This window comes from Dehalobacter sp. TeCB1, from assembly GCF_001707455.1.
Classification (GTDB): Bacteria; Bacillota; Desulfitobacteriia; order Desulfitobacteriales; family Syntrophobotulaceae; genus Dehalobacter; species Dehalobacter restrictus.
The window spans coordinates 76,622-97,590 of the sequence record NZ_MCHF01000067.1 but is presented as its reverse complement, the minus strand read 5'-3'; the positions used below and the strand labels follow the sequence as shown (position 1 = coordinate 97,590).

At 36.2% G+C, this 20,969-nt stretch carries 20 protein-coding genes and 1 riboswitch; of the genes, 2 read left to right on the top strand and 18 right to left on the bottom strand.

Annotated features, from left to right (window positions below; all coding sequences use genetic code 11):
- Positions 1–7: 7 nt before the first annotated feature.
- Positions 8–1,339, bottom strand: a complete 1,332-nt coding sequence (locus tag A7D23_RS14870) for a UDP-glucose/GDP-mannose dehydrogenase family protein (RefSeq protein WP_068884337.1) — start codon at positions 1,337–1,339, stop codon at positions 8–10.
- Positions 1,340–1,405: 66 nt separating this feature from the next.
- Entirely contained in the window at positions 1,406–2,398 is a 993-nt protein-coding gene (locus A7D23_RS14865; RefSeq protein ID WP_068884330.1) for an NAD-dependent epimerase/dehydratase family protein, read from the bottom strand.
- Positions 2,399–2,551: 153 nt separating this feature from the next.
- Between A7D23_RS14865 and A7D23_RS14860 the strand changes: the two genes are divergently transcribed.
- Positions 2,552–3,745 carry a nucleotidyltransferase family protein gene (locus A7D23_RS14860; RefSeq protein WP_068884328.1) on the top strand — a complete coding sequence of 398 codons (1,194 nt, stop codon included), beginning with the start codon at positions 2,552–2,554 and terminating at the stop codon, positions 3,743–3,745.
- A 106-nt stretch (positions 3,746–3,851) separates the two neighbouring features.
- Positions 3,852–3,936: riboswitch (cyclic di-GMP riboswitch) on the top strand.
- A 141-nt stretch (positions 3,937–4,077) separates the two neighbouring features.
- Positions 4,078–5,802 carry a hypothetical protein gene (locus tag A7D23_RS14855; protein WP_068884326.1) on the top strand — a complete coding sequence of 575 codons (1,725 nt, stop codon included), beginning with the start codon at positions 4,078–4,080 and terminating at the stop codon, positions 5,800–5,802.
- Between the two features lie 299 nt (positions 5,803–6,101).
- Here the strand turns inward: A7D23_RS14855 and A7D23_RS14850 are convergent, their stop codons facing one another.
- From A7D23_RS14850 to A7D23_RS14775, 16 genes are all read right to left on the bottom strand, one after another.
- The gene (locus A7D23_RS14850; RefSeq protein WP_068884324.1) at positions 6,102–6,386 is read right to left on the bottom strand and encodes a hypothetical protein; all 285 of its coding nucleotides are present in this window, start codon (positions 6,384–6,386) and stop codon (positions 6,102–6,104) included.
- Positions 6,386–7,987: an IS66 family transposase gene (locus A7D23_RS14845; protein WP_068884322.1), complete on the bottom strand. Its 1,602-nt coding sequence runs from the start codon at positions 7,985–7,987 to the stop codon at positions 6,386–6,388. The genes A7D23_RS14850 and A7D23_RS14845 overlap by 1 nt, the downstream gene beginning before the upstream one ends.
- Positions 7,988–8,062: 75 nt before the next feature.
- The gene (tnpB, locus tag A7D23_RS14840; RefSeq protein ID WP_068884320.1) at positions 8,063–8,413 is read right to left on the bottom strand and encodes an IS66 family insertion sequence element accessory protein TnpB; all 351 of its coding nucleotides are present in this window, start codon (positions 8,411–8,413) and stop codon (positions 8,063–8,065) included.
- The gene (locus A7D23_RS14835) at positions 8,413–8,766 is read right to left on the bottom strand and encodes a transposase (protein ID WP_068884318.1); all 354 of its coding nucleotides are present in this window, start codon (positions 8,764–8,766) and stop codon (positions 8,413–8,415) included. The genes tnpB and A7D23_RS14835 overlap by 1 nt, the downstream gene beginning before the upstream one ends.
- 144 nt (positions 8,767–8,910) lie before the next feature.
- The gene (locus A7D23_RS14830; protein WP_083221942.1) at positions 8,911–9,579 is read right to left on the bottom strand and encodes a hypothetical protein; all 669 of its coding nucleotides are present in this window, start codon (positions 9,577–9,579) and stop codon (positions 8,911–8,913) included.
- Positions 9,580–9,655: 76 nt separating this feature from the next.
- Positions 9,656–10,822, bottom strand: coding sequence for a glycosyltransferase (locus A7D23_RS14825; RefSeq protein ID WP_068884316.1), 1,167 nt, complete (start codon positions 10,820–10,822; stop codon positions 9,656–9,658).
- Entirely contained in the window at positions 10,819–11,394 is a 576-nt protein-coding gene (gmhB, locus tag A7D23_RS14820; protein WP_068884314.1) for a D-glycero-beta-D-manno-heptose 1,7-bisphosphate 7-phosphatase, read from the bottom strand. The genes A7D23_RS14825 and gmhB overlap by 4 nt, the downstream gene beginning before the upstream one ends.
- Entirely contained in the window at positions 11,387–12,091 is a 705-nt protein-coding gene (locus A7D23_RS14815; protein ID WP_068884311.1) for a nucleotidyltransferase family protein, read from the bottom strand. The genes gmhB and A7D23_RS14815 overlap by 8 nt, the downstream gene beginning before the upstream one ends.
- Position 12,092: 1 nt before the next feature.
- A complete protein-coding gene (locus A7D23_RS14810) occupies positions 12,093–12,740 on the bottom strand; it encodes an SIS domain-containing protein (RefSeq protein ID WP_068884309.1) in 648 nt (215 codons plus the stop codon).
- Positions 12,741–12,764: 24 nt separating this feature from the next.
- Positions 12,765–13,793: a dehydrogenase gene (locus tag A7D23_RS14805; RefSeq protein ID WP_068884307.1), complete on the bottom strand. Its 1,029-nt coding sequence runs from the start codon at positions 13,791–13,793 to the stop codon at positions 12,765–12,767.
- Between the two features lie 47 nt (positions 13,794–13,840).
- A complete protein-coding gene (locus A7D23_RS14800; RefSeq protein ID WP_068884305.1) occupies positions 13,841–14,797 on the bottom strand; it encodes a nitroreductase family protein in 957 nt (318 codons plus the stop codon).
- A gap of 24 nt (positions 14,798–14,821) precedes the next feature.
- Positions 14,822–16,015: a polysaccharide pyruvyl transferase family protein gene (locus tag A7D23_RS14795; RefSeq protein WP_068884304.1), complete on the bottom strand. Its 1,194-nt coding sequence runs from the start codon at positions 16,013–16,015 to the stop codon at positions 14,822–14,824.
- Between the two features lie 17 nt (positions 16,016–16,032).
- On the bottom strand, positions 16,033–17,517 hold the full coding sequence (locus tag A7D23_RS14790; RefSeq protein WP_068884302.1) for an oligosaccharide flippase family protein: 1,485 nt from the start codon (positions 17,515–17,517) through the stop codon (positions 16,033–16,035).
- 175 nt (positions 17,518–17,692) lie between these two features.
- On the bottom strand, positions 17,693–18,772 hold the full coding sequence (locus A7D23_RS14785) for an NAD/NADP octopine/nopaline dehydrogenase family protein (protein WP_068884300.1): 1,080 nt from the start codon (positions 18,770–18,772) through the stop codon (positions 17,693–17,695).
- Positions 18,769–19,683, bottom strand: coding sequence for an ATP-grasp fold amidoligase family protein (locus A7D23_RS14780; protein ID WP_068884298.1), 915 nt, complete (start codon positions 19,681–19,683; stop codon positions 18,769–18,771). The genes A7D23_RS14785 and A7D23_RS14780 overlap by 4 nt, the downstream gene beginning before the upstream one ends.
- A 51-nt stretch (positions 19,684–19,734) precedes the next feature.
- The gene (locus A7D23_RS14775; protein ID WP_068884296.1) at positions 19,735–20,946 is read right to left on the bottom strand and encodes an O-antigen ligase family protein; all 1,212 of its coding nucleotides are present in this window, start codon (positions 20,944–20,946) and stop codon (positions 19,735–19,737) included.
- Positions 20,947–20,969: the final 23 nt, after the last annotated feature.

The following is a 20,969-nucleotide window of genomic DNA, read 5'->3' as shown; positions in this document are numbered from 1 at the left end:
CATCCTTTCAAATAGAGCTTTTTTTTCCTACGCCATCATAAACAAAACCAAGTGTTTCCAGCGATTCTTTATCATAAATATTCCTGAAATCGAAGAAATAGTGACTCTTCATCCGATTCTTTATCGAATTTAAATCAAGGCTCCTAAACTGGTTCCATTCTGTTAGGATAACAACAGCGTCAGTATCATTCGTCGCCTCGTATTCATTCTCAGCATAATTGATATCCACATCAGAAAAAACATATTTTTTTGCATTATCCATAGCAACCGGGTCATAGGCTGTGATATTAGCACCCCGTTTGAGTAACTCATGAATAATCGTAATCGAAGGCGCTTCACGTATATCATCGGTTCCGGGCTTAAACGCCAGTCCTAATACTGTAATTTTTTTGCCTTCGACTGAATTCATTACTGCAATAATTTTATCCACCATTCTTAATTTTTGAGCATGATTGGAGTGGATCACCGAATCGACTATGGACATGTCGACCCCAAACTGTTTTCCGATATGGACCAGCGCTTTTGTATCCTTTGGAAAGCAGCTTCCCCCGTAACCCGGCCCGGCATGTAAGAAAAATTTCCCGATACGTTTATCCAGCCCCATCGCTTTTGATACCTGCTGTACGTCTCCCCCTGCCACTTCGCACAAACGTGAAATTTCATTAATAAATGTGATTTTTGTGGCAAGGAAAGCATTGGCAGCATATTTAATAATTTCAGCCGTTTCAAGGTTTGTAAAGACAAACGGATGGTTGTTAAGATAAAGCACTTTGTAAACATCACGCATTGCCTCTTCAGCCTTGGAGCTATCTGAACCGATGACTATTCTTTCCGGATGCATAAAATCGTTTACCGCAGCACCCTCTCTTAAAAATTCCGGATTCGATACAACATCAAAGTTAATATGGGCATTACGTTTCTTTAATACTTTTTCTACAGCATTTTTCACAAGTCGGCCAGTACCTACCGGCACCGTGGACTTGTCCACAATGACCTTATAGTCATTCATATTTTCCGCAATGGATTCGGCCGCTGAAAGAACATATTCCAAGTCAGCTGACCCATCATCCTGAGGCGGTGTACCAACAGCAATAAAAATGACTTCTGCATTATCTACTGCTAACTTGTAATCTGTCGTAAAATTCAATCTGCCTGCCTTGTAATTATTTGAAACAATATCCTCAAGCCCCGGTTCATAGATAGGGATAATACCTTTTTTTAGGTCACTTATCTTCTTATCATCAATATCCAAGCAGGTTACCCGATGTCCGAATTCGGATAAGCATGCGCCTGTAACCAGTCCTACGTACCCAGTTCCAATTATTGAAATTTTGCTCATATACCAAGGCTCTCCTTACTTCTCCAACATCTTGATACAACTCTAGTATATCTTAAATATTCGCTATTATCTATAGTTTCTTCGTCTGTACCATTTAATAAACTTGGCAATGCCTTCAGTAAATTCCGTCGTCGGATTGTAATCAAGCATTATTTTTGATTTTGAAATATCTGCATAGGTCCTCTCAACATCTCCCGGCTGAGACGGCAGCATTTCCAGCTCAGCTTTCCTGTTTAATGCAGTTTCAAGTGTATTAACCATTTCTGATAAAGAGATGGTTTTTGATTCGCCAAGGTTAAAGATTTCATATCTTTTTTCACCATTCCTTACCCAATCCAATGCCCTGACAATGCCATCAATAATATCATCAATATAGGTATAATCTCTTTGGGTAGTACCATTTCCATAAAAAGGAATTGGTTTGCCCTCCATTATCAATTGAGTAAATTTATGAATTGCTAAATCCGGCCTCTGGCGCGGGCCATATACAGTAAAAAATCGCAAACACGCTGTATTAATATCATAGAGATGATGATATGTATGGCATAGTAATTCTCCGGCTTTTTTTGTGGCGGCATAGGGAGAAATCGGTTTGTCAACAAAATCATCTTCAGCAAAAGGCACTTTTAAATTGTTACCATATACAGAAGAAGATGATGCAAAAACATGATACTTGACACCAAATTCCTTCATACACTCGAGTACATTCGTTGTGCCATTTATATTCACCTGAACATAGAGTTCAGGTCTTTGTATTGACGGACGAACACCGGCATAGGCTGCTAAGTGAATGACTGCCAGAGGAAGAAATTTTTTAAAAATATCTCTTAGGAAAATCATATCACAGATGTCGCCATCTGCAACAATGTATTTATCACCAGATAAACCATTGCGAACCAAAAATTCTTTACAATCTGCAGCATTTCTGCGTTTAATTAACGGATCATAAAAATCATTAAAATTATCTACATTAATTACCCGCCAGCCATCATAAAACAATCTCTCGCAAAGGTGAGAACCAATAAATCCAGCACCACCAGTAACTATTATTGTGTCCATTTTAAACTCTCCAATTAGTAATAATTTTAAAATAAGTTGGTTGAAAAATATGCTTATTCATGTAATAATCAATTATATTTTCTAAATTATACCATGTCGCACTCATCAAGTACACCTATATACAATTTTATGGAAAGAAATGATCATTAATTTATGACTTTTAATTCTAGCACGATTCCTCAAATACCATATGAACTAAGGTTTATTCTCGAATGCTCACAAAGAATAAGTCCTAATCAAGAAGAATCAAATTCGTTAGATTGGGATAAAGTATTGCGTTTATCTCTAGTTCATCGTCTTTTCCCTCTTTTATATAAAGCGTTATCTCAGCATAATCTGACAATCCCTTTATATATTATGGATACTCTAAAAACACATAGTCTAAAAAATGGCCTACATACAATCAGCATAGCCGAAGAAATGGTTCGGATTACCAAATACATGATATCCTTTGGAGTAAAACCTATTTTTTTAAAGGGGCCACCGCTGTCTACTAGAATTGGTGAAGATATTACATTAAGACCTTCTGGCGATATTGATATTCTAGTCGACCCCGAAGAATTGATTAAAACAGAAACGTTGTTAAAAGAACTAGATTATAGAAGAACCTCACCAGATTTCGAATTAACACCCAAACAAAGAAAATTTTATTTTAAAAAAGAACATCATTTCCAATATTATAACGAAAAACATGCGATTGTGGTTGAGCTTCATTGGAGAATCCGTTCTTATCATATCAAAGGTTTCCCGTCTGCATCTGAACTTAATGTCCAAACAAATGTACTGCACGGATCTCACGTTTTTGTAATGGATGACACGCACTGGTTCATTTTTTTGATGGTACATGGGTACAAACATAAATGGGACCGATTACGTTGGCTTTACGATATTAAAGAATTTATAATGCAAGGTGTTGATTGGAAAAGAATAATCGATGCTGCTGAAAATTTAGAATTGCTGCCAATATTGCATCAGACTATTATATTGCTTGATCTGCTGTATGGTATCGAATTTCCCGATGATTTATTAAACGCCGCGATAAATGATACCAAAGCCTGGCAGTTAGCTTGGATTGTCATGGAACAGTTTTCAGGCATAAAAAACGACGCAAATCTTTCTTCACCTCCAAAACCAACTCATGAATATTCTCTGAGAAATGCAAAATACTATAATTACAATTCCAAATTTAATTATTTCTTTTCTAAAATGCTGTCAACTCTATATCCATCTGAAATAGAGTTCAAACACATTCGCCTGCCTGATTCTCTATTTCTGCTCTATTTCGTAATAAAACCAACATACTGGTTATTCCGTCGTATCAAGGCTGCATTCACCCCTGTAAAATAACTTATTTATAGATTCTGTACCCCAATTTTAGATGCATTGACAAAATTTGATTAATACTTGAATTATTTGACATAGTATGGTAGCATAAGATTAGTTGAATATTTGGTAGCGATAAAGGCAAACTTTGCGAAAGCAAAGGACGCAAAGCTATGGGTCTTCCGGGTAATGCCGATGATCGCCAGGCCGCCGAACTATTAGACTATTAGTCGCTATCTTACGATGGATTTGCGGCTATATTTTTTTAGCAGTACAATACGCAATTATGCCGCTGTCCATCAAAGGATCAGCGGCTTTTATTCTAAGCTCGCTATCTTCGAGAGGAGAGGAGCCTTATGAATAAATGTAAACATCTTACAGTGATTATTTCATTAACAGTACTAATTAGTCTTTTGTTACCTCAAAATATTTTCGCCGCAAAAACCGTTTCATCCTCTACACTAAACGGAAAAACATGCAGTCAAATTGGCATGATTCCGGATGATGCCTCTAAAGGTAGTTTAAATTATTCTCTTCTGTGCAAAGAGCTAAACTCAGGTACAAATATATTAGTAGACAGTAAGTATTTTATCTCCGGCTCGGTTAACGCCAAATTAATTAACAGCAATATTAATATGAATGGGACATCGAATAAAGCCGAACTGGCTTTTACTAATACGACTGGTGAAGAATTTTTATTCAACATTCAAGCAAAGCAAGTCACTATAGAAAACATCCGGTTCACTCAAAAAAATAACGGATATGTTTTTATATTTAATATCCAAGGCAGTAAAAAACTAGACAATTTCAAAATAGAGCATTGCTATTTTGAAGGGAATATTAGATTGTTAACCTGGAAACAAACTACTGATTCTAAGGTACAATTTATTGATCCAACAGTCTCTGACTTCGGCATCACTCATTTTGTATTTAATAACAATACCTGCAGAAATCTGAAAGAGCGTTATAAAGGATTCATTTATCTTGACGATGTTCCGATAGCTCACGCCGAACTTATAGGCAATGATATCAAGAATTTCGTATATGCTTTTTATACTCAGGGAATTACCAATGAGAATCCATACGGTTCTCAAGTCGCTGAAAAGATGGCCTACTTGGAAGTTAGAGATAATACCGTAACCAGTGACAACGATTGGGACGGTGCGCCGCCGTCACCGGAGCTATACCATTGCTTTATATTTTTCGAAGGAAACAAATGCGACTATTTCAATAACCATGTCGAGGGATTGCATGTAATCAATCGAGCTACAGTAGTATATGACGCTTACCTCAGTTGTTGGGATCTGGATTATGAAGATAATTATTGGAAAAATAACATTTCATTCTCAGCTACGAAATCCAATGCCGAACTTATGAAATCCAAATCAGCCACAAAGAGAGACTATCACGGAATTAACCGACTTTATAAGAATAACACCTATATCGTAGAGAAATCTTATGCCGATATCTTTAACAGACCCTACGACGAGCTTTGGGTAAGCCTAAGCTACTACCAACATGAAATGGATACCGTCGTTGTGGAGAATAATACGTTTGATGTCTATAAATTAGCGATGCCTTACGGACAACCCATCCATAATTACACGTTTTCTAACAATACAATTCATGCCTATATGGTTAATGAGAGCTTTAATAATTGTATCCTTCCCGCTTACAGATTAGATAACCCGTCTCCTACCGACACCTATATTGCACGAGATAATCATATCGTCATTAAAACTCCTGCCCCGTATTCTGAAAAGCAAAACTCACTTATTATGACTGTCGGTAATAAAAATGAAGTTAAAACTGCTAAAATCATATTCGAGAATAACTATATTGAATGGCCTGATCTTAAGGCGGTAATAAGCTCCCCCCTGGGTATCAATCTAAATATTACCTGTGCAACTATAACAAATAATTCGGTTGTCGCCACCAGACCGGGATCTAAAGCCGGGAAGACCTTGTACACCGGATTATATGTACTCTGTGATAATTTATCATTAAAAGACACTTCCATTCAAATTCCAACAACGGAGGGTTATTCAATCCAGACAACACCCTACATTCGTAAATCATGAATATGCATCGTTTATTAGCTTAACAATAATAGCCTTTGAATGGCTTATCCCAAATACGAAAACGTTTTGTATTTTGAACGTAAGCGTCAAACAGATTCAGACGTGAGCTACATTAAATCAGGCTCATCCACTCCAAGAAGATCGCAAAGAGCATTGTTAACCATTATCCTAAAATCATCATCAGATATGTTGTTAGCTTGAGCATATTCGAAGACATCATCGACAGTGCTGACGAATTTTTGTGCTAAACGAGCATTCTCCCTTTTCATCTGTAAGCGTCAAACAGATTCAGACGTGAGCTACATTAAATCAGGCTCATCCACTCCAAGAAGATCGCAAAGAGCATTGTTAACCATTATCCTAAAATCATCATCAGATATGTTGTTAGCTTGAGCATATTCGAAGACATCATCGACAGTGCTGACGAATTTTTGCGCTAAACGAGCATTCTCCCTTTTCATCTTCGGAAAATGCTCAATAACATAGCCTGAATAATCCATTTCGAAGAGATATCTTGATATCTTTCCGTCAGCAAAATCAGAGATAAAATCTATCATAAACGCCGTATGTTTTCCAACCTTCATCAGTCTTCCTCCCACGCATATTTTTCCGGACTTCCGTTACCGGGCTGCGGGGTGAATACTTTCTCCGGCAAGGCTGCACTACCAGGTAAAAAGTCTTTAATTTCAGATATGTAACCCGCTCTTCCTAAGTTAGGGGCATTTGTAAAAATCCATGTTAAATATTCAAATGGATTCAAGCCATTTTCTCTCGCACTCACAATTAGGCTGTAATAAATCGCACTGGCCCTGGCGCCGTTTGGTGTGTTAGTAAAGATCCAGTTCTTTCGACCGATTACAAAAGGTTTAATACTACGTTCCGCACGGTTGTTTGAAATTTCAAGACGTCCGTTCAGCAGGTATCTCTTAAGATATTTTTGTTGGGACTTGGCATAATGTACCGCCTTACCAAGAAGTGTGTTAGGCAAAGCAGCAAGCCCATTGATCCAATTGTAAAAGTCATCAAATACAGGCTTTGACAAGCGTTTGCGCTCTTGAAGGCGTTTATACGGGGTAAGGGAAGCAAACTGTTTTTCAAGGTGGAACAGCTTGTCACAATAGGTAACCCCTTTTGCCGCACTGGATTCCGGTTGTTTCTCCTTGGGCAGGGTTTTAAAGGCATCGAAAAACTTCCGCCTAAGATGTGCCAGGCAGCCCACAACGATTATGTTTTCAGGAAGCTTATGATAACCTTCGTATCCATCTGTATGAAGGTAACCTGTAAAATCTTTTAAGAATTTTCCAGGATGGGTATGTTTTCTGTCAACTTGATAGTCATAAATTACAATCTGGTGTTTTGTATCTCCGCTGGTGCGGTACAGCCACATGTAACTCTTTGACTGCGCCGTCTTTCCCGGTTCTTTCAACACCTGCAGCGTGGTTTCATCTGCGTGGAGCACTTCATGCTCACATAATCTAAGCTTCATCTCTTCATATATCGGTTCCAGCCAGTCCTCACTGGCTTTGATCATCCAGTTTGACATCGTCTGCCGGGAAAGCAGGATGCCGTTTTGTTTCCACTCCTGCTCCTGTCGGTATAGTGGGGATGCCATCATGAATTTCTGTACCGCTATATGGGCAATTGTCTCGGGGGAAGCAAATCCGCCTTTGATGACAGGTTCCGGCATATCTGCTTTTATGATAGGAACATGCTCGGCAGTTCCTTCACAATTACGGCAGGCGTAAATATGCCGTACGTGCCGTACAATGATTGCTTTGGCAGGAATGACTTTGAGTTCTTCGCGAGTTTCCCTGCCCATTGTATGTAACTGACTGCTGCAATTCGGACAAATACACTCTTCTGCCGGAAGCTCGTGTTCAATTACCTCAACAGGTAAATCCTTCGGCAATTTGTCAGTTGTAAGGCGTGTCCGTTTACGATAATGCGCTTTTACCTCGGCAAGCTTCGGTTCCGGCTTGCTTATATCGGCGCTTGATTCGGCCTCGTTGAATATGAGCATCTGAATACCGTCTGTCTTTTCACTTGATGCGCCAAATTGTTTATGCTTAGCAAGGCGGATCTGTGACATAAACCACTGTACTTGTTGCTCTAATTCAGCAATTTTGCGGTCCTTTTCTTCAATTATTCCAAGCAGTTGTTCTGCTGAAGTTTCTTGCGTTTTCATAAGAAAATTATACCATAAAAACCGCAAAAAAGCTAGATTTCATGCGGTTCTAAACGCTGTTTCGAGATAAATATTTCAAGAGATTTGCCGCTCGAAAACTTCTTCTCGTTTCAGCTTTTTCTCCAGTTTCGCACCTTCAATAAGATAAGATAATTCTTTGGTTTCAAGAACCATGGTGGCAGTGTCTCCCTTTGCCGGCCAGCGAAAATGTCCGCGCTCCAGACGTTTGAAATACAACCAGAATCCGTCGCCGTCCCATTCCAGGATTTTTATTCTGTTCCGATGCCGGTTGCAGAATACAAACAATGCTTCTGAAAACGGATCGATGGAAAAGTTGTCTTTAACCAGCCCCATGAGTCCGTTGATTGATTTCCTCATATCGGTATGCCCGCAGCATAGGTACACGGGTTTGTCACTCCATCTCATTACAGCACCCTCAATATGCGGCAGACTTTTTTCAGAAGTTCAGGATCCGTCTCCGCATCCACGGTGACGTGACAGCCACCGACTTCAATATCCAGCGTTGATTTTATTTCTTGACCTTGGGAAAGTTGCATCCACCCTTCCGGGACACAGCTTACGATGGTTTCTTCTTTCCGTTTTGAAAGTTCCATACATGCAACCTTTCGTAACTGTCGCTGCCAATAAAAGTATGCATGCTTACTTATTCCTTTCTCCTGGCAGAAATCCTTAATGCTCTGTCCGCTGGATTGCCGTTCCTGTATCACCTGCATCCACTGTGATAGTCGGTACTCTGTTGTGACTTTTTGTATATTCATACAACCACTCCGCTTTGGTTGAAAAAGTGTGCAAACTTTTTCAACTTTTTCAACCATATTTATTGTGATTGTACTATCTTCAAGGCTACAATTCTATGTGATGGTGTCTTTGACGCTTACTTTTGAACGTATAAGACAGTTTCTTTATATGCGCCAACTAACCCCACTTCGAATTATTCTAGCCGGAATTCCACCTATTAATACATTATTTCCATCATAACACTTATTTAAAAGACTACTAGATGCGATAATAACATCACTCTTTAAACTAGTGCCTTTTAATACTAATACTCTACAACCAAACCAAACCCTATCTCCTATTAATATTTCTTTATCAAAATTAATTTTCTCTTTAGTGTCATTGTCAATTATATCGTGAGAATCTGTATCCATAAAAAGACAGTCCCATGATACTAAACAATCATTACCAAATACAATTTCATTTGTACAATATATATTACTGTTTGCAGAAATCTTAAAGTTATTACCCAGCGATAATTTACCAGAGACACTTATATTAGAACCAGTTCCAATTATTGCACTACCTTTAAAAATTAGTTCACCTATAATCTCTAACATTGTGTGTTTACTTTTTAAATCAATAATCCCAACGGTGCTAAACCCTATTTTTATCATCCCAAAGGATAAATCACCCTCAATTTTGATTTTTCCTTTTGCCCTTAAAAATACTACATTGCGAGATACTATAATCGGAAACTTGATTGCTTGTCGGAAATTCAAATATTTGAAGTTAATATATATTGTTTTTAGAATTGAAGGAATATTATATCTGATTATTCCATTGATTATCAATTATTTTCCACTCCAATAAATAACCTAATTAAATGTACATTCAATTGTACATTTAATTGTATACTTAATATATTGATTAATAAAATATACATTTAATATCTTCTTTGGGCTCAACAAACTTTAAATAAGCATCTCGTGCAAGTATACTTTGATTTACCCTTCGATTCTCATCTTTTAGTAAATCTACAACAATACTTGCGCATTCTCGAGCATCAGTGAATACACTAACAAATTCTTTTTTTGTATCATTAAATCCTCTTAATCCAAATTTTGATGAAACAATCGGTATTCCTTTTCCCATAGCCTCAAGCATTTTAATATTAACACCACTTCCATCATTAATTGGATTTATGAAGAGATCGCACATTTGATAGTATTCATCTGTTGATTCCACACGGCCAGTAATAATAATGTCATTATATTCCTTGATTTGATTATACATTTCTTGCGTAGGACCTTGACCGACTAAATACAAATCTACGTCCTCAATCAAATCCCTTATTATTGGCATTACTTCACAAATCAAAAACAATGCAGCATTTTCATTTGGATACCATCCATAAGTACCAATAAATAAGATTTTTTTATTTACTTTTTTAATAGAGTACTCATCTTTAATGATATCAAAACAACTGTAAGGATGCATTACCTTTATATTAGCCTCAGGATTAAAAGCTGATAATTTATCTTTATCCCTATCCGTTGTCGCCAAAACATAATCAAAACGCGTTAATGCTTCGATTTCATATTTTCGTGTCCTTCGGGCATTGAGTTTCACTATCGGTTTTATTAACCTGTTGCAAATCGTTGAATAGTTTTCCCATATTTCAGATTCGACGTTATGCTCACTCAATACCGTAAGCGGGGCTTTGACGTCTTTTATGTATTCAGCCATTTGCAGATGATCAATGATAACGATATCATACGATTTTTGCGCAGCCATTCTTTGTATTAATTTTCGCATGGAATTTCGTGTATATTTTCTTATACTATTCGGGTATTTCATCGAAAGATTTAAAGCAGTGCTTTTCCAGACGAGTTTGCTTGAGTGCAACGAATTGCATAATGTGGAGAGATAGCTTCTTTCTTCTTCCGAATAATCTTCCGTGTCATAGAACGAAACACAGTCGACCTCCGTATCCAATAATCTTAAGAATTTTAAAAATCCCATTGATCCCAGTAAAGCGCCATCATGCATGGGCAGCAATTTCCGCTGGGTTATAAACAGTATTTTCTTACTCATTTCCCTTCTCCTGACCGTCGTATTGTATCCTGAAAACCCACTCGAGCAAAGCTCAATAAATCATCGTATACCGCATCGGCTTCCGTGCCGGCTTCATTAATCAAGTGCCCAGAACGTACCAGAATGGTATACTTAACCCCGGCATTCTTCCCCGTCAGAATATCGGTCTCTTTATCCCCGATAAGGATGCTTTCCTTAAGGTCGATCTCAAAGTCCGCGACAGCCTGATCAATCATCCCGGTGTTTGGTTTCCTGCAGTGACAGGTTCGAGAGTATTTCGGTATCACCCCTTCCGGATGATGAGGACAGTAATAGTATGCGTCGATATGGGTATGATGTTTTCTCAACTCAGCATCCAGGTAATGATGAAGTTTTATTACATCGTCTTCAGTATAATATCCTCTCGCTACACCGGCTTGATTGGTTATCACTATGACTTTGTAACCCATTTCATGTAATATCTTGATCGCCTGGGCCGCCCCTTCAATAAATACAAACTCATCTTCTTTATAGAGATAATTCTTTTCAATATTTATCGTACCATCACGATCTAAGAAAACAGCCTTATTCATCCACCTTACCTGCTTCTGACTCATATAGCCCCAGATCAATTTGCGCTTGACGGTAATCCTCCGGAACCCCAATGTCGATAAAATATCCTGTACTCTCAAAGGCATATATTTTATTATCGCTTTGCAATATTTTTTCTTCAAAGGAGAATGATTCTTCTTCGATTGAATCTAAGAGTGTTCTCTTTAAAAGATAAATTCCGGCATTAATCTTCCCGTAAACCGTAGGCTTTTTCTCCGTGAATTCTTTTATCACATTATTCTCGATAATGACCGACCCATATCTGTCAAAGTGGCTTAATGCTTTTACAGCAATGGTAAGCTGGCTTTCACGCTTATGATGATAATCTTTCATCGCCATTAAATCTACTTCAAAGAAGGTATCCCCGTTTAGCACGAAAATCTCCTCTTCCTGGCAGCAGTCAATAGCTTTTTTGATTGCCCCGCCTGTTCCGAGAGGCGTATCTTCAATGGAATAGGTTATTTTAATCCCCTGATAGTAATCTCCGAAAAAATCTACAATAGCACCATGCTTATACCCTACGGCAAGCACGACATGACTTACTCCGGCTTTCCTAAGATAATCCAATAAATAGCTTAAAAAAGGTTCTCCGTTTATCGGAGCCATCGGTTTGGGAACATCAGATATGATATGCTTTAATCGCGTACCGAATCCGCCTGCCAAGATAATTGCTTCCATATTACGCTACACCACCGAACAATTCGTTTTCAACTGCCAAACAAATCGTGTGATATATCGGCAGATGATACTCCTGAATTATATAGGTCTCATCAGCAGGAACACTAAGCAAAACATCGGCTAAGGCTTTCAGAAGACCTCCGCTCCTGCCGGTAAGGGCGATTACTTTCATTTCCTGCACCTTTGCCATTTGAGCCGCATAAACGACATTTCGGGAATTGCCAGAGGTGCTGACTGCAATCAGAATATCTCCCGGCATTCCTAGCCCGATCACCTGTTGAGCGAAGTTAAGATCAGCAGCCTGATCATTGGCATAAGCCGTTAAGAGAGCCGTCTCATTAACCAGAGAAATCACCGGGATCGCTTCTTGCAAATGATCTATAAAATATCCGGCTTGCTCAGGAAATAATGCCTTGATCTTCATCTGTTTGTCCTCATGAAGATTACGGGGGAGAAGAAAGCCTTTCATCAGCTCCCCGACAATATGCAGCGAATCAGCTGCACTCCCGCCGTTCCCGCAAATCAGCAGTTTATTCTTACGGTCATAGCAAGCCAGTATTTCTTCAACCGCTGCAGCCACCGGACAGATCTTAAGCAGCGGATAGCGGTGATACAGATCGGCAATTATTTCACCCGTAGAATTTTTCATTTTTACCCTCCCGTTCCTTTACTCTTAACGTAAAGTCCACGCCTGCGCTCCTCTTTCTGTGAACTGTGGAAGTACAACTTTACCCATCCGTTGATTCAGTTTCTCGACTAAGCTGTATCTCTCCTTCGGATCGCAGATAATCATCATAAAACCACCGCCCCCGGCGCCGGAGATTTTCGCTGCCTTTCCTCCGTTGGCCATGATAAATTCATAGATGTCATTGATCATTGGATTTGAAATCGACGAAGCCATTTTCTTTTTGGATTCCCAGCTTTTATTCAAGCATCCTGCTAACGCGTCAAAATCCCCCTTCAGAAATGCATTCTTCATCTCTACGGTCAAATATTTTAGTTCATGCATTCCTTCCAAACTTTTCTCTGCCTTGGCTTGCGTATTCTTAATTTGATCATTAATGATCGCCGCTGACTCTCTGGAGACACCAGTATAGTATAGAATCAAAGAATTCTCGACCTCATTTTTTATCCAGTTTTTGATGCGAAGCGGATTGACGATTACTCTGTTTTCGTTAAAAAACTCGATAAAGTTAAAGCCGCCAAAGGTTGCCGCATATTGGTCCTGCTTTCCTCCGGATAGCTTTAAGTCATTACGCTCTATCTCATAAGCTAGGGATGCCAGATCATAATCGCCAAGGGGCAGGTTCAGCCATTCCATATAGGCTTTGAGCATCGCGACAACCATTGTTGAAGAAGAGCCTAGACCGGACCCGGCTGGGGCATCCGCATATGTCGTCATCCGGAAAGACAAAGGCTTTCCATTATTAAAGTCCTTAACAATCCGGTTATAAATACCCTTATGCAAAAGAAGCGAATCATCGATCTCAATACAGGCACTACTTTTATCTGAAAATAATTCATTCCTGTCAGGGGCAATAAATTCGATCTTATTATCCGTAGTCGGTTCTATTGTACAATGAGCATACATGTCTATTGTTGCATTTAATACCGCCCCGCCGTATTCATCGCAATAAGGGGATACATCTGTTCCGCCTCCGGCCAGACCAAGACGGAGAGGGGCTTTTGAGCGTATGATCACTTTGTTTCACCTCTTAAACTCTAATACCTTAATATGAATGATAAAATCTACTTTAGTACTTTGATTATATCTTCAACGTCATACCTGATGGATATAGGAACGTTAAAAGTCTCCGGATACTTTCCAATACATATAACACATATTATTTGTTCTTCTTCTGGAATATTAAATTCTTTGGCAATAGATTGATTCACTTTCGTTGCATACAATTCACGTTGTATAATACAAGCACCTAAACCGCATGAGTGAAGCGCTAAAGATAGATATCCTATAAAAATACCTGTGCTAACGATCCATTGATTCTTTTCAGATAACGGATAAGCAGACATATCGGAAGTAATAATCAAATAATTTTGTGCTGAAGCCTCAAATCCTCCTACTCCATCTAAATATTGACTCATTATTTCTCTTTGAGTTTTGTCAGTGATATATACCCTCGAGGGCTGTCTATTGCATGCTGATGGCGCCCTTAGGGCAAATTTTACAGCTTCCTTTATATCCTCTAAGCTTATTTCTTCATCTAAAAAGTCCCTTATGCTATGCCTTGTTGTTATCAAATGTTCGAACTCTTTCTTGTCATTTTGCATGATATCCTTTTTTATTATTCTCTGTGTACCACCGGTTTTTACATTGTTGCTTAAATAAGCTTTTGGAATAATTTTTTCTATTTCTGATTTTTGTAGTGGATCTATTTCTCCTTCTCCTTGTTGGTATATCATATACTCCTTCAATACACCAAACGCCATTTTAATTGATATATGGTTCATATCATATCCGCACCGTTGATATTCCTCTATCAAAGACAATATATTATCGACTTTTTGTTTTCCAAACCCAGGGCGGGGTTTTTTTAAAGACAATCCCTTCTCAATAGAGTGACAATTTAAAATTATTCGAGAAGTCATACGTCGCTCTTTATAAGCGTCATTAATCCATATTTTTCTTATTAATCGAACTTGTCTGTATTCTTGTCTAAATATTAACAAAAAATCTTTTAGATACATTTAACCCTCCAATAGTAAGAATTTTTAATTATATACAGAGCCAATACAATTATATATTTCTTCGAACTGTAATTCACATGCTTCCTTTATTTGCTGCCGTGCATTTGAATAACTTACAGAGTTTAAGCATAACATTTCTTGTACTTTATCGTGTAGCTTAAAAATTTCCTCTCCATTATTATCCCACATCGTTAAATATTGATCTTTAAGGTTTAACCTCCGTAATAAATCAGCTATTTTACTTTCGTATGTCTTATATATTTCTTCTTTATCAATAGAAATAAATGGAGTATCATTTTTTATACTGAATACTGTACCATGAAAAAAATTAGTTATCACCAAATCAAAATTCCTAAATATTGCTGCAAATTCTAAAGGTGACGGTACCAGTAAGCATGTTTTTGTATGAAAAACATAAATAGAAACAATTAGGTACTCTTTAGCATATTTTTCAATAATCTCATTCGCAATTTTTTTATCTGAAATCATTAAACATATTATTTTCTTTTGATTCTTTTTTGCATTAATAATTTTTTTATTACTAAAATCTCTAAATGGAAAGTCATACAATAAAGTTGGATCAAATAATAAATTTACTTTTTTATTTGTGAAATTAGAAACAAAGCATCTAGTATTTTCATCCCTTACAGATATAAAGTCATAATTCATTAATGATGCAGTTAATTCTTGCCTTTGAAACTCTGTTAACTTACTAATATCACCACGATTTGCAGAAGAAGAAACACTGATTTTTAGTCCCTTAAGCTGGGGTGGTATAAAATAAATGTTAGGATAAGGCTTTCCTGGTTTATTTGCCCATATTTCATCACTGCCAGACACATAAACATCATAATTCCTGCTAATTAAAAAGTCTAAGCTTTCTTTGTATGAAGGGCAATAACTATAAGGTGAAGTATTAATGTTATTTTTTACAAATTCCTTCATTAGTCGTTTCATTTTATTGTAAGAATATATTTTATTTAATCTTACTCTTAATAATTTATGTAATGTATTTATCAATTTATTTCTAAATGAATTATTCCTATCAGTCTCAGTAGTCGATTTTCCATCCCAAATCTCAAAATTCAACACTTCAACAACATACTTTTTACCAAGCATTTTTTCAAATACCTTTTGTGTCGCAAATGCTTGTAATGCAGTCCCATAATTAATAGTTGAAACTAATGTTATTATTCCAACCTTGATTTTCTTTTCCATTTTTTGTATCCCCTTAATTAACTGTGTTTTATCTTAAATAATTGTAAAATTTTTCTATTCCGAAACTGTTCATTAATTTGTTTTCTAAACGTAAATAAAATAAGAACTGTGTAAAGAACAAAAACTAAAATCTTATATAAAAAATTAGAAAGATTAAACACTGTTATGTACTTTGTATAGCTAAAATATAATCCAACCGCACAAAAAACTGCATTGATCATTACAAGCATAATCATTTTGCTTAATTTATAACCTATTTTATCAAAACGCAAGCTCAATACAACTACAATAATCACCACAATAATCTTTGCAACCACGAATGCCAGAGCTGCTCCATACATATCAAGGTTTGGAATTAACAGAAAGCTAATTAGTACGTTAATAAGGCTGCCGGTAAGGGTTGCTAGAAAAATATATTTTGAAGCTTGTTTATAATAAAATAAAACATTAACATAGAAAAAATATATTGATTTAACAGAAAATGCAAATACTAGAATAGGGATTACCGTCCAGGTCAATACGTATTTGCTATTTGTCATCAGCATTACAGCTTCTTGACAAAAAAGTGCTATACCTAAAAAAATAATTCCATATAAACGTATCAATAAATCACTAATTCTGATTATTTCCTCCTTGCTCTCTGGATTATTTTTATTCATTGTTTCATAAAACCAAGGAGCAAATGCCATATTTACAGAGCCTTGGATCATATCAGCAATTGAACCAAATTGTGTAGCAATACTAAACAATCCAACAGAACTAAGGGATTTATAACTATTAAGCAGAATACGCGAGAAAAAATCCGCGATTGAAGTTGACAGATTATGCGGTAATATCGGAAGGGAGTATTTCAATGCCTCATGAAGAAGATGCTTATCTATCCCAAAAATTACTAAAGCACTTTTTCGAAGATCGAATACTACATAAACTGAAAACGTAATATTGGCAATTAAACCTGCCAATAGAACCCCTGTTGCTCCCAATCTATAAATACCTATAAAAATTAGATTTAAAGCTACATTAAAAAGAAAATAAATGACGCTTGTGATTGTGAACTTTTTACTATCCTGCATACCCTGTAAAATATTCTGATAGACAGTATATATGCAGCCAAATAAAACCCCAACGATACCAATTAGAACAACTGGATAAAAATCCAATCCCTTAAAAAATAAGCTCAATAATATGCGTTGAAAAACAATTGAAAGAACTACGAAGACAATGCCAGAGAGTGAAACAAAAGTCAAAACTGTGCCGTAAAAACGTTTTAATTTGTCTCTATCACTTTTATAATCAGCATAAAACCTGGTCACTGCAGAATATAACGAGAAAGCCACAACAAAAGAAGCTACAGAAGTAAAACCAGCAATAAGATTTGTAATACCATAATCCTTAGGCGTTAGGAAATATGTATATACTGGTAAAAGTAAAAAACCTAACGCTTTGATTAGGATAGAGTTAAATGTATATAAAAAAGAATTTTTGAGTACTTTATTCTTCATATTTTACATATACCTTTTTTAATTTTAAATAAATGCTCTATGTTTTTTATGTTTATTCCCTTATATTCGAGACCTGTTATAATAAATCTCAATATACTCTCCTCCAATCAAGATTCTTATGGATCACCTACTCCTCAATAAATATTCAATAAAACAAGCTTCCTTTAAATGTATCTTATGATTTGTAAGTTATATGGTCTGTTAATATTTTTTTAATATTATTTTCACCCAGTCGTTCAATAGTCCTTCCACACATCCGGAAATCTTTCCTTAGAGATTTAGACGCAATCTCGATTAATGCAGTCGTTACAGGTGTCGATATTGAAAAAACTTTTCCCAAGGATTCTAACAAACAAAGACCTTGCGAAACATCTTCTGTTATGTATCGAGAATCAGGCACATCGGGCCCTTTGGGCGAATAATTATTAGCATAGTCATAGAAAGCTTCAAGTGAATCAATAGTAAGGTTCTCAAAATTTCTAAATTTACATGCATCTACGTATTTTTGTTGTTGAAGGCCCATATATTTCAAGATTTCTATCTTCTCAAAATCTAGTGTCTCAACTAAATTCCATACAGACGGTGTAAATACCTCTTTATACATCCAATATTCGCCCTTCGAGTATTCAATACGAGGTATACTCATAATTGCCCCAACAGTATGAACGATTAAATTGGGGTTATGTAACGCTGCTTCCACTACGCTATCCAACAGATAGAAGTGATAATCAAGTTCAGCAAGCTTTTTCATAGTATTCTCCGCACTTGAATACGGAAAAACTCCAACAGGGTTTCGTACATTTTTAAACAAAACAGAACAAATCCCGGGAGATACGATACGACAATCAATCGGTGAACTTTCAGCTTCAACCGAAATTATATTTTTGGAAGTATACTTTAGCAAATAAGCTGTACTCAAATACCCAGGTTCAAAAAGTATTATCTGTCCATCATGCAAATATGGGACAATTTGCTTAATAATTGACTCATGATAGTTTGTCTGAATATAAAGAATAATCAAATCTGTATCTAAGGTGAGCGCTTCTGTAAAATTTGTTGTAACGCAGTGTATATTTGCTGTACGTATTTCCCCACATTCTTCGATTGATAATGTTCTTTTTTCTCTAAGATATTTAAAATGTTCCATATGAAGACTGTTTGATGTCTTCAATAACGTAACCCTATGTCCTTTCAATGTTAAATCAACTGCAACTGTTGATCCAGCATTCCCAACACCGATAATCGTTATATTCATATTTTTCTTTCTCCTATATCAATTAGTTTTCCCCATCGCTCATTAGCCTGATCAGTAATATTTATATCAAACCCGCTGTCCGGATAAAAAGTCAATTCACCAAAATAGATTTTTTCATCGCACTCGTAGAAATCTACACGAAGATATGGAATCCCTTTCGACAGCTTTCTTGCCAAATTAAACATCATATCTATGCATTGGGGTTTGGGTAGCGTAAAATCTTGAGGTACAGCCATCCCTCGCTTATTCAGACGGAGTAACTCCCATTCTTCATTAAAAAAATAGAATTGGGGATTATTCAAATGTCTTTCTATACAAATCATCACACAGTCTACAAAACCATTAAAGCAAAAGAATTTATAATCAATCAATCCATTGCTGCTATCAGTCATAAACTTCTCTGCAATTACCTTATGAGGAACATTCTTGTATGGCCATTCACGTCCATAATAATAATAATTACGTTTTAGGCACTTATTAATTATTTTTCTGGCCTCATCTATATTCCATGCAGATTTATCCCGACAGATGAGAACCCCCCCTGAATCATGCGTACTTTTAAGGACAAATTGCTCTGGCAACTGATTAAAATCTACATCTTCAAATCTATCCCAAACCCCCAATAATGGTATCAAATAATCCTCTCCAATTGTCTCTGCAATATACCGCCTTACGGCATACTTATCAACCAATTGCGTATATTCTGGCCTTCGATCATAAAGTTTCAACCATTGGAGCTTCTCATTAAAGGTAGTTGGATTCTTTAGATCAAGTTTTTTATTAAAACATGCGCGATATTTTAGTTCTAAAAATAATTCGTCTGAAAGAAAGTTTAATTTTCCTCTATTTCCGAGATAGTTGACAATTTTATAGGGATTATAAATATATTCACCGACTTTACTCCACTGCACAAAACAGTCTCCCTTCTAACCACACTCTTGTTAACTCAAAAAGTGAATAAACTAAGTGTGTAAAAAATGCTTATCCTTTCCTAAATCATTTATCTCGTTAATTTTACAGTAACTAGCCATACACCCAAATAACACAAATATTATTGGGTCATATAAATCTATTCTTACGGTACAAAAAATAATGTCAACTAACATGTAGCTTAAAAATATTCCTTCAGTATAAATAGGTAGCTTCTGTTTAAACTTTGCAATATACAGTTTTATAAGTTTAAATGTCAGAGAGATATATATTGAAAAGTATGTAACAGCTCCAATAATACCAGTACAAGACAAAACTTCTGCATATGTTGAATGTGAATACTTCCCAATTCCACTATGATATTGAAAGTTGTCATATCCAACACCAAAAAACGGATATTGCTTAAATAGATCTAGCGCTACGCGATACATTTCCACACGTAAAGTAACTGATTCATCTCCAAGATTCCAACCAAACCTTTCGAATAGGATAGAATTTGAAAATATAGGCAGATACCAATCATACAAAATCACGGCAAGAGCAATTAAAACTGTAAAGCTTACTAGGAAAACTACTATATTCTTTTTGTTTATAGAAGGTAAAACTGCACAAATAAAAAATATGAAAAGGAAAACTGCCATACCAATAAAACCTTTTCTTGAGCCTGATAATGCCACATTGGATAAAGCGATTGGTATGTATCCTATAATTAATACTTTATATATAAGTCCTTTATTCCACAAATAAGTGGCAATTACAATTCCTAAAAACATCATTAATGCTAATCCGTTTGGTTCCCCTCTTTCTGATACAATAAGCCTTCCTGTACCAGGTTCGATAGCTCCATGAAAGTATGCAGTTAAAGCATAGGCTAATATTGAAAATCCTAGTATCTTAAAGATTAAATCCATATTTTTATTGTTCTTAACCAAAAAAAATACAGAAACAAAGAGAATGGCAAATTGAATACCCTTAAGATAACTATGCAAATAAGAACTGATATAAGGTGAAGTAATTAACCCCGGGATAAAAATTAAAACAAAAAAAATAATATAGGCTTTACCCTCATATGACAATTCTTTTATAAGACCACCCTGTAACCGCTGTTTAAAATTATAAAAAAGCAAACAAGCTATCATGACAATACTTAAAAGAATTGTCAAACCAGGTATGTTTGAAATAGCTTGGTCAAAATAAACATAATAAATTATCATTATAATTACAGATAATTGAAGGATGTTCAAGTTTTCACCTCATCTTATGACAG

Excerpts from the sequence above, each read along its gene's own strand:
- A7D23_RS14855 (WP_068884326.1), top strand. The coding sequence starts at position 4,078 with ATGAATAAATGTAAACATCTTACAGTGATTATTTCATTAACAGTACTA.
- A7D23_RS14790 (WP_068884302.1), bottom strand. The coding sequence starts at position 17,517 with ATGAAGAATAAAGTACTCAAAAATTCTTTTTTATATACATTTAACTCT.
- gmhB (WP_068884314.1), bottom strand. The coding sequence starts at position 11,394 with ATGAATAAGGCTGTTTTCTTAGATCGTGATGGTACGATAAATATTGAA.
- A7D23_RS14795 (WP_068884304.1), bottom strand. The coding sequence starts at position 16,015 with ATGGAAAAGAAAATCAAGGTTGGAATAATAACATTAGTTTCAACTATT.
- A7D23_RS14835 (WP_068884318.1), bottom strand. The coding sequence starts at position 8,766 with ATGAATATACAAAAAGTCACAACAGAGTACCGACTATCACAGTGGATG.
- A7D23_RS14870 (WP_068884337.1), bottom strand. The coding sequence starts at position 1,339 with ATGAGCAAAATTTCAATAATTGGAACTGGGTACGTAGGACTGGTTACA.
- A7D23_RS14815 (WP_068884311.1), bottom strand. The coding sequence starts at position 12,091 with ATGGAAGCAATTATCTTGGCAGGCGGATTCGGTACGCGATTAAAGCAT.
- A7D23_RS14860 (WP_068884328.1), top strand. The coding sequence starts at position 2,552 with ATGACTTTTAATTCTAGCACGATTCCTCAAATACCATATGAACTAAGG.
- tnpB (WP_068884320.1), bottom strand. The coding sequence starts at position 8,413 with ATGAGATGGAGTGACAAACCCGTGTACCTATGCTGCGGGCATACCGAT.
- A7D23_RS14800 (WP_068884305.1), bottom strand. The coding sequence starts at position 14,797 with ATGTATCTAAAAGATTTTTTGTTAATATTTAGACAAGAATACAGACAA.
- A7D23_RS14810 (WP_068884309.1), bottom strand. The coding sequence starts at position 12,740 with ATGAAAAATTCTACGGGTGAAATAATTGCCGATCTGTATCACCGCTAT.
- A7D23_RS14825 (WP_068884316.1), bottom strand. The coding sequence starts at position 10,822 with ATGAGTAAGAAAATACTGTTTATAACCCAGCGGAAATTGCTGCCCATG.
- A7D23_RS14785 (WP_068884300.1), bottom strand. The coding sequence starts at position 18,772 with ATGAATATAACGATTATCGGTGTTGGGAATGCTGGATCAACAGTTGCA.
- A7D23_RS14850 (WP_068884324.1), bottom strand. The coding sequence starts at position 6,386 with ATGAAGGTTGGAAAACATACGGCGTTTATGATAGATTTTATCTCTGAT.
- A7D23_RS14865 (WP_068884330.1), bottom strand. The coding sequence starts at position 2,398 with ATGGACACAATAATAGTTACTGGTGGTGCTGGATTTATTGGTTCTCAC.
- A7D23_RS14845 (WP_068884322.1), bottom strand. The coding sequence starts at position 7,987 with ATGAAAACGCAAGAAACTTCAGCAGAACAACTGCTTGGAATAATTGAA.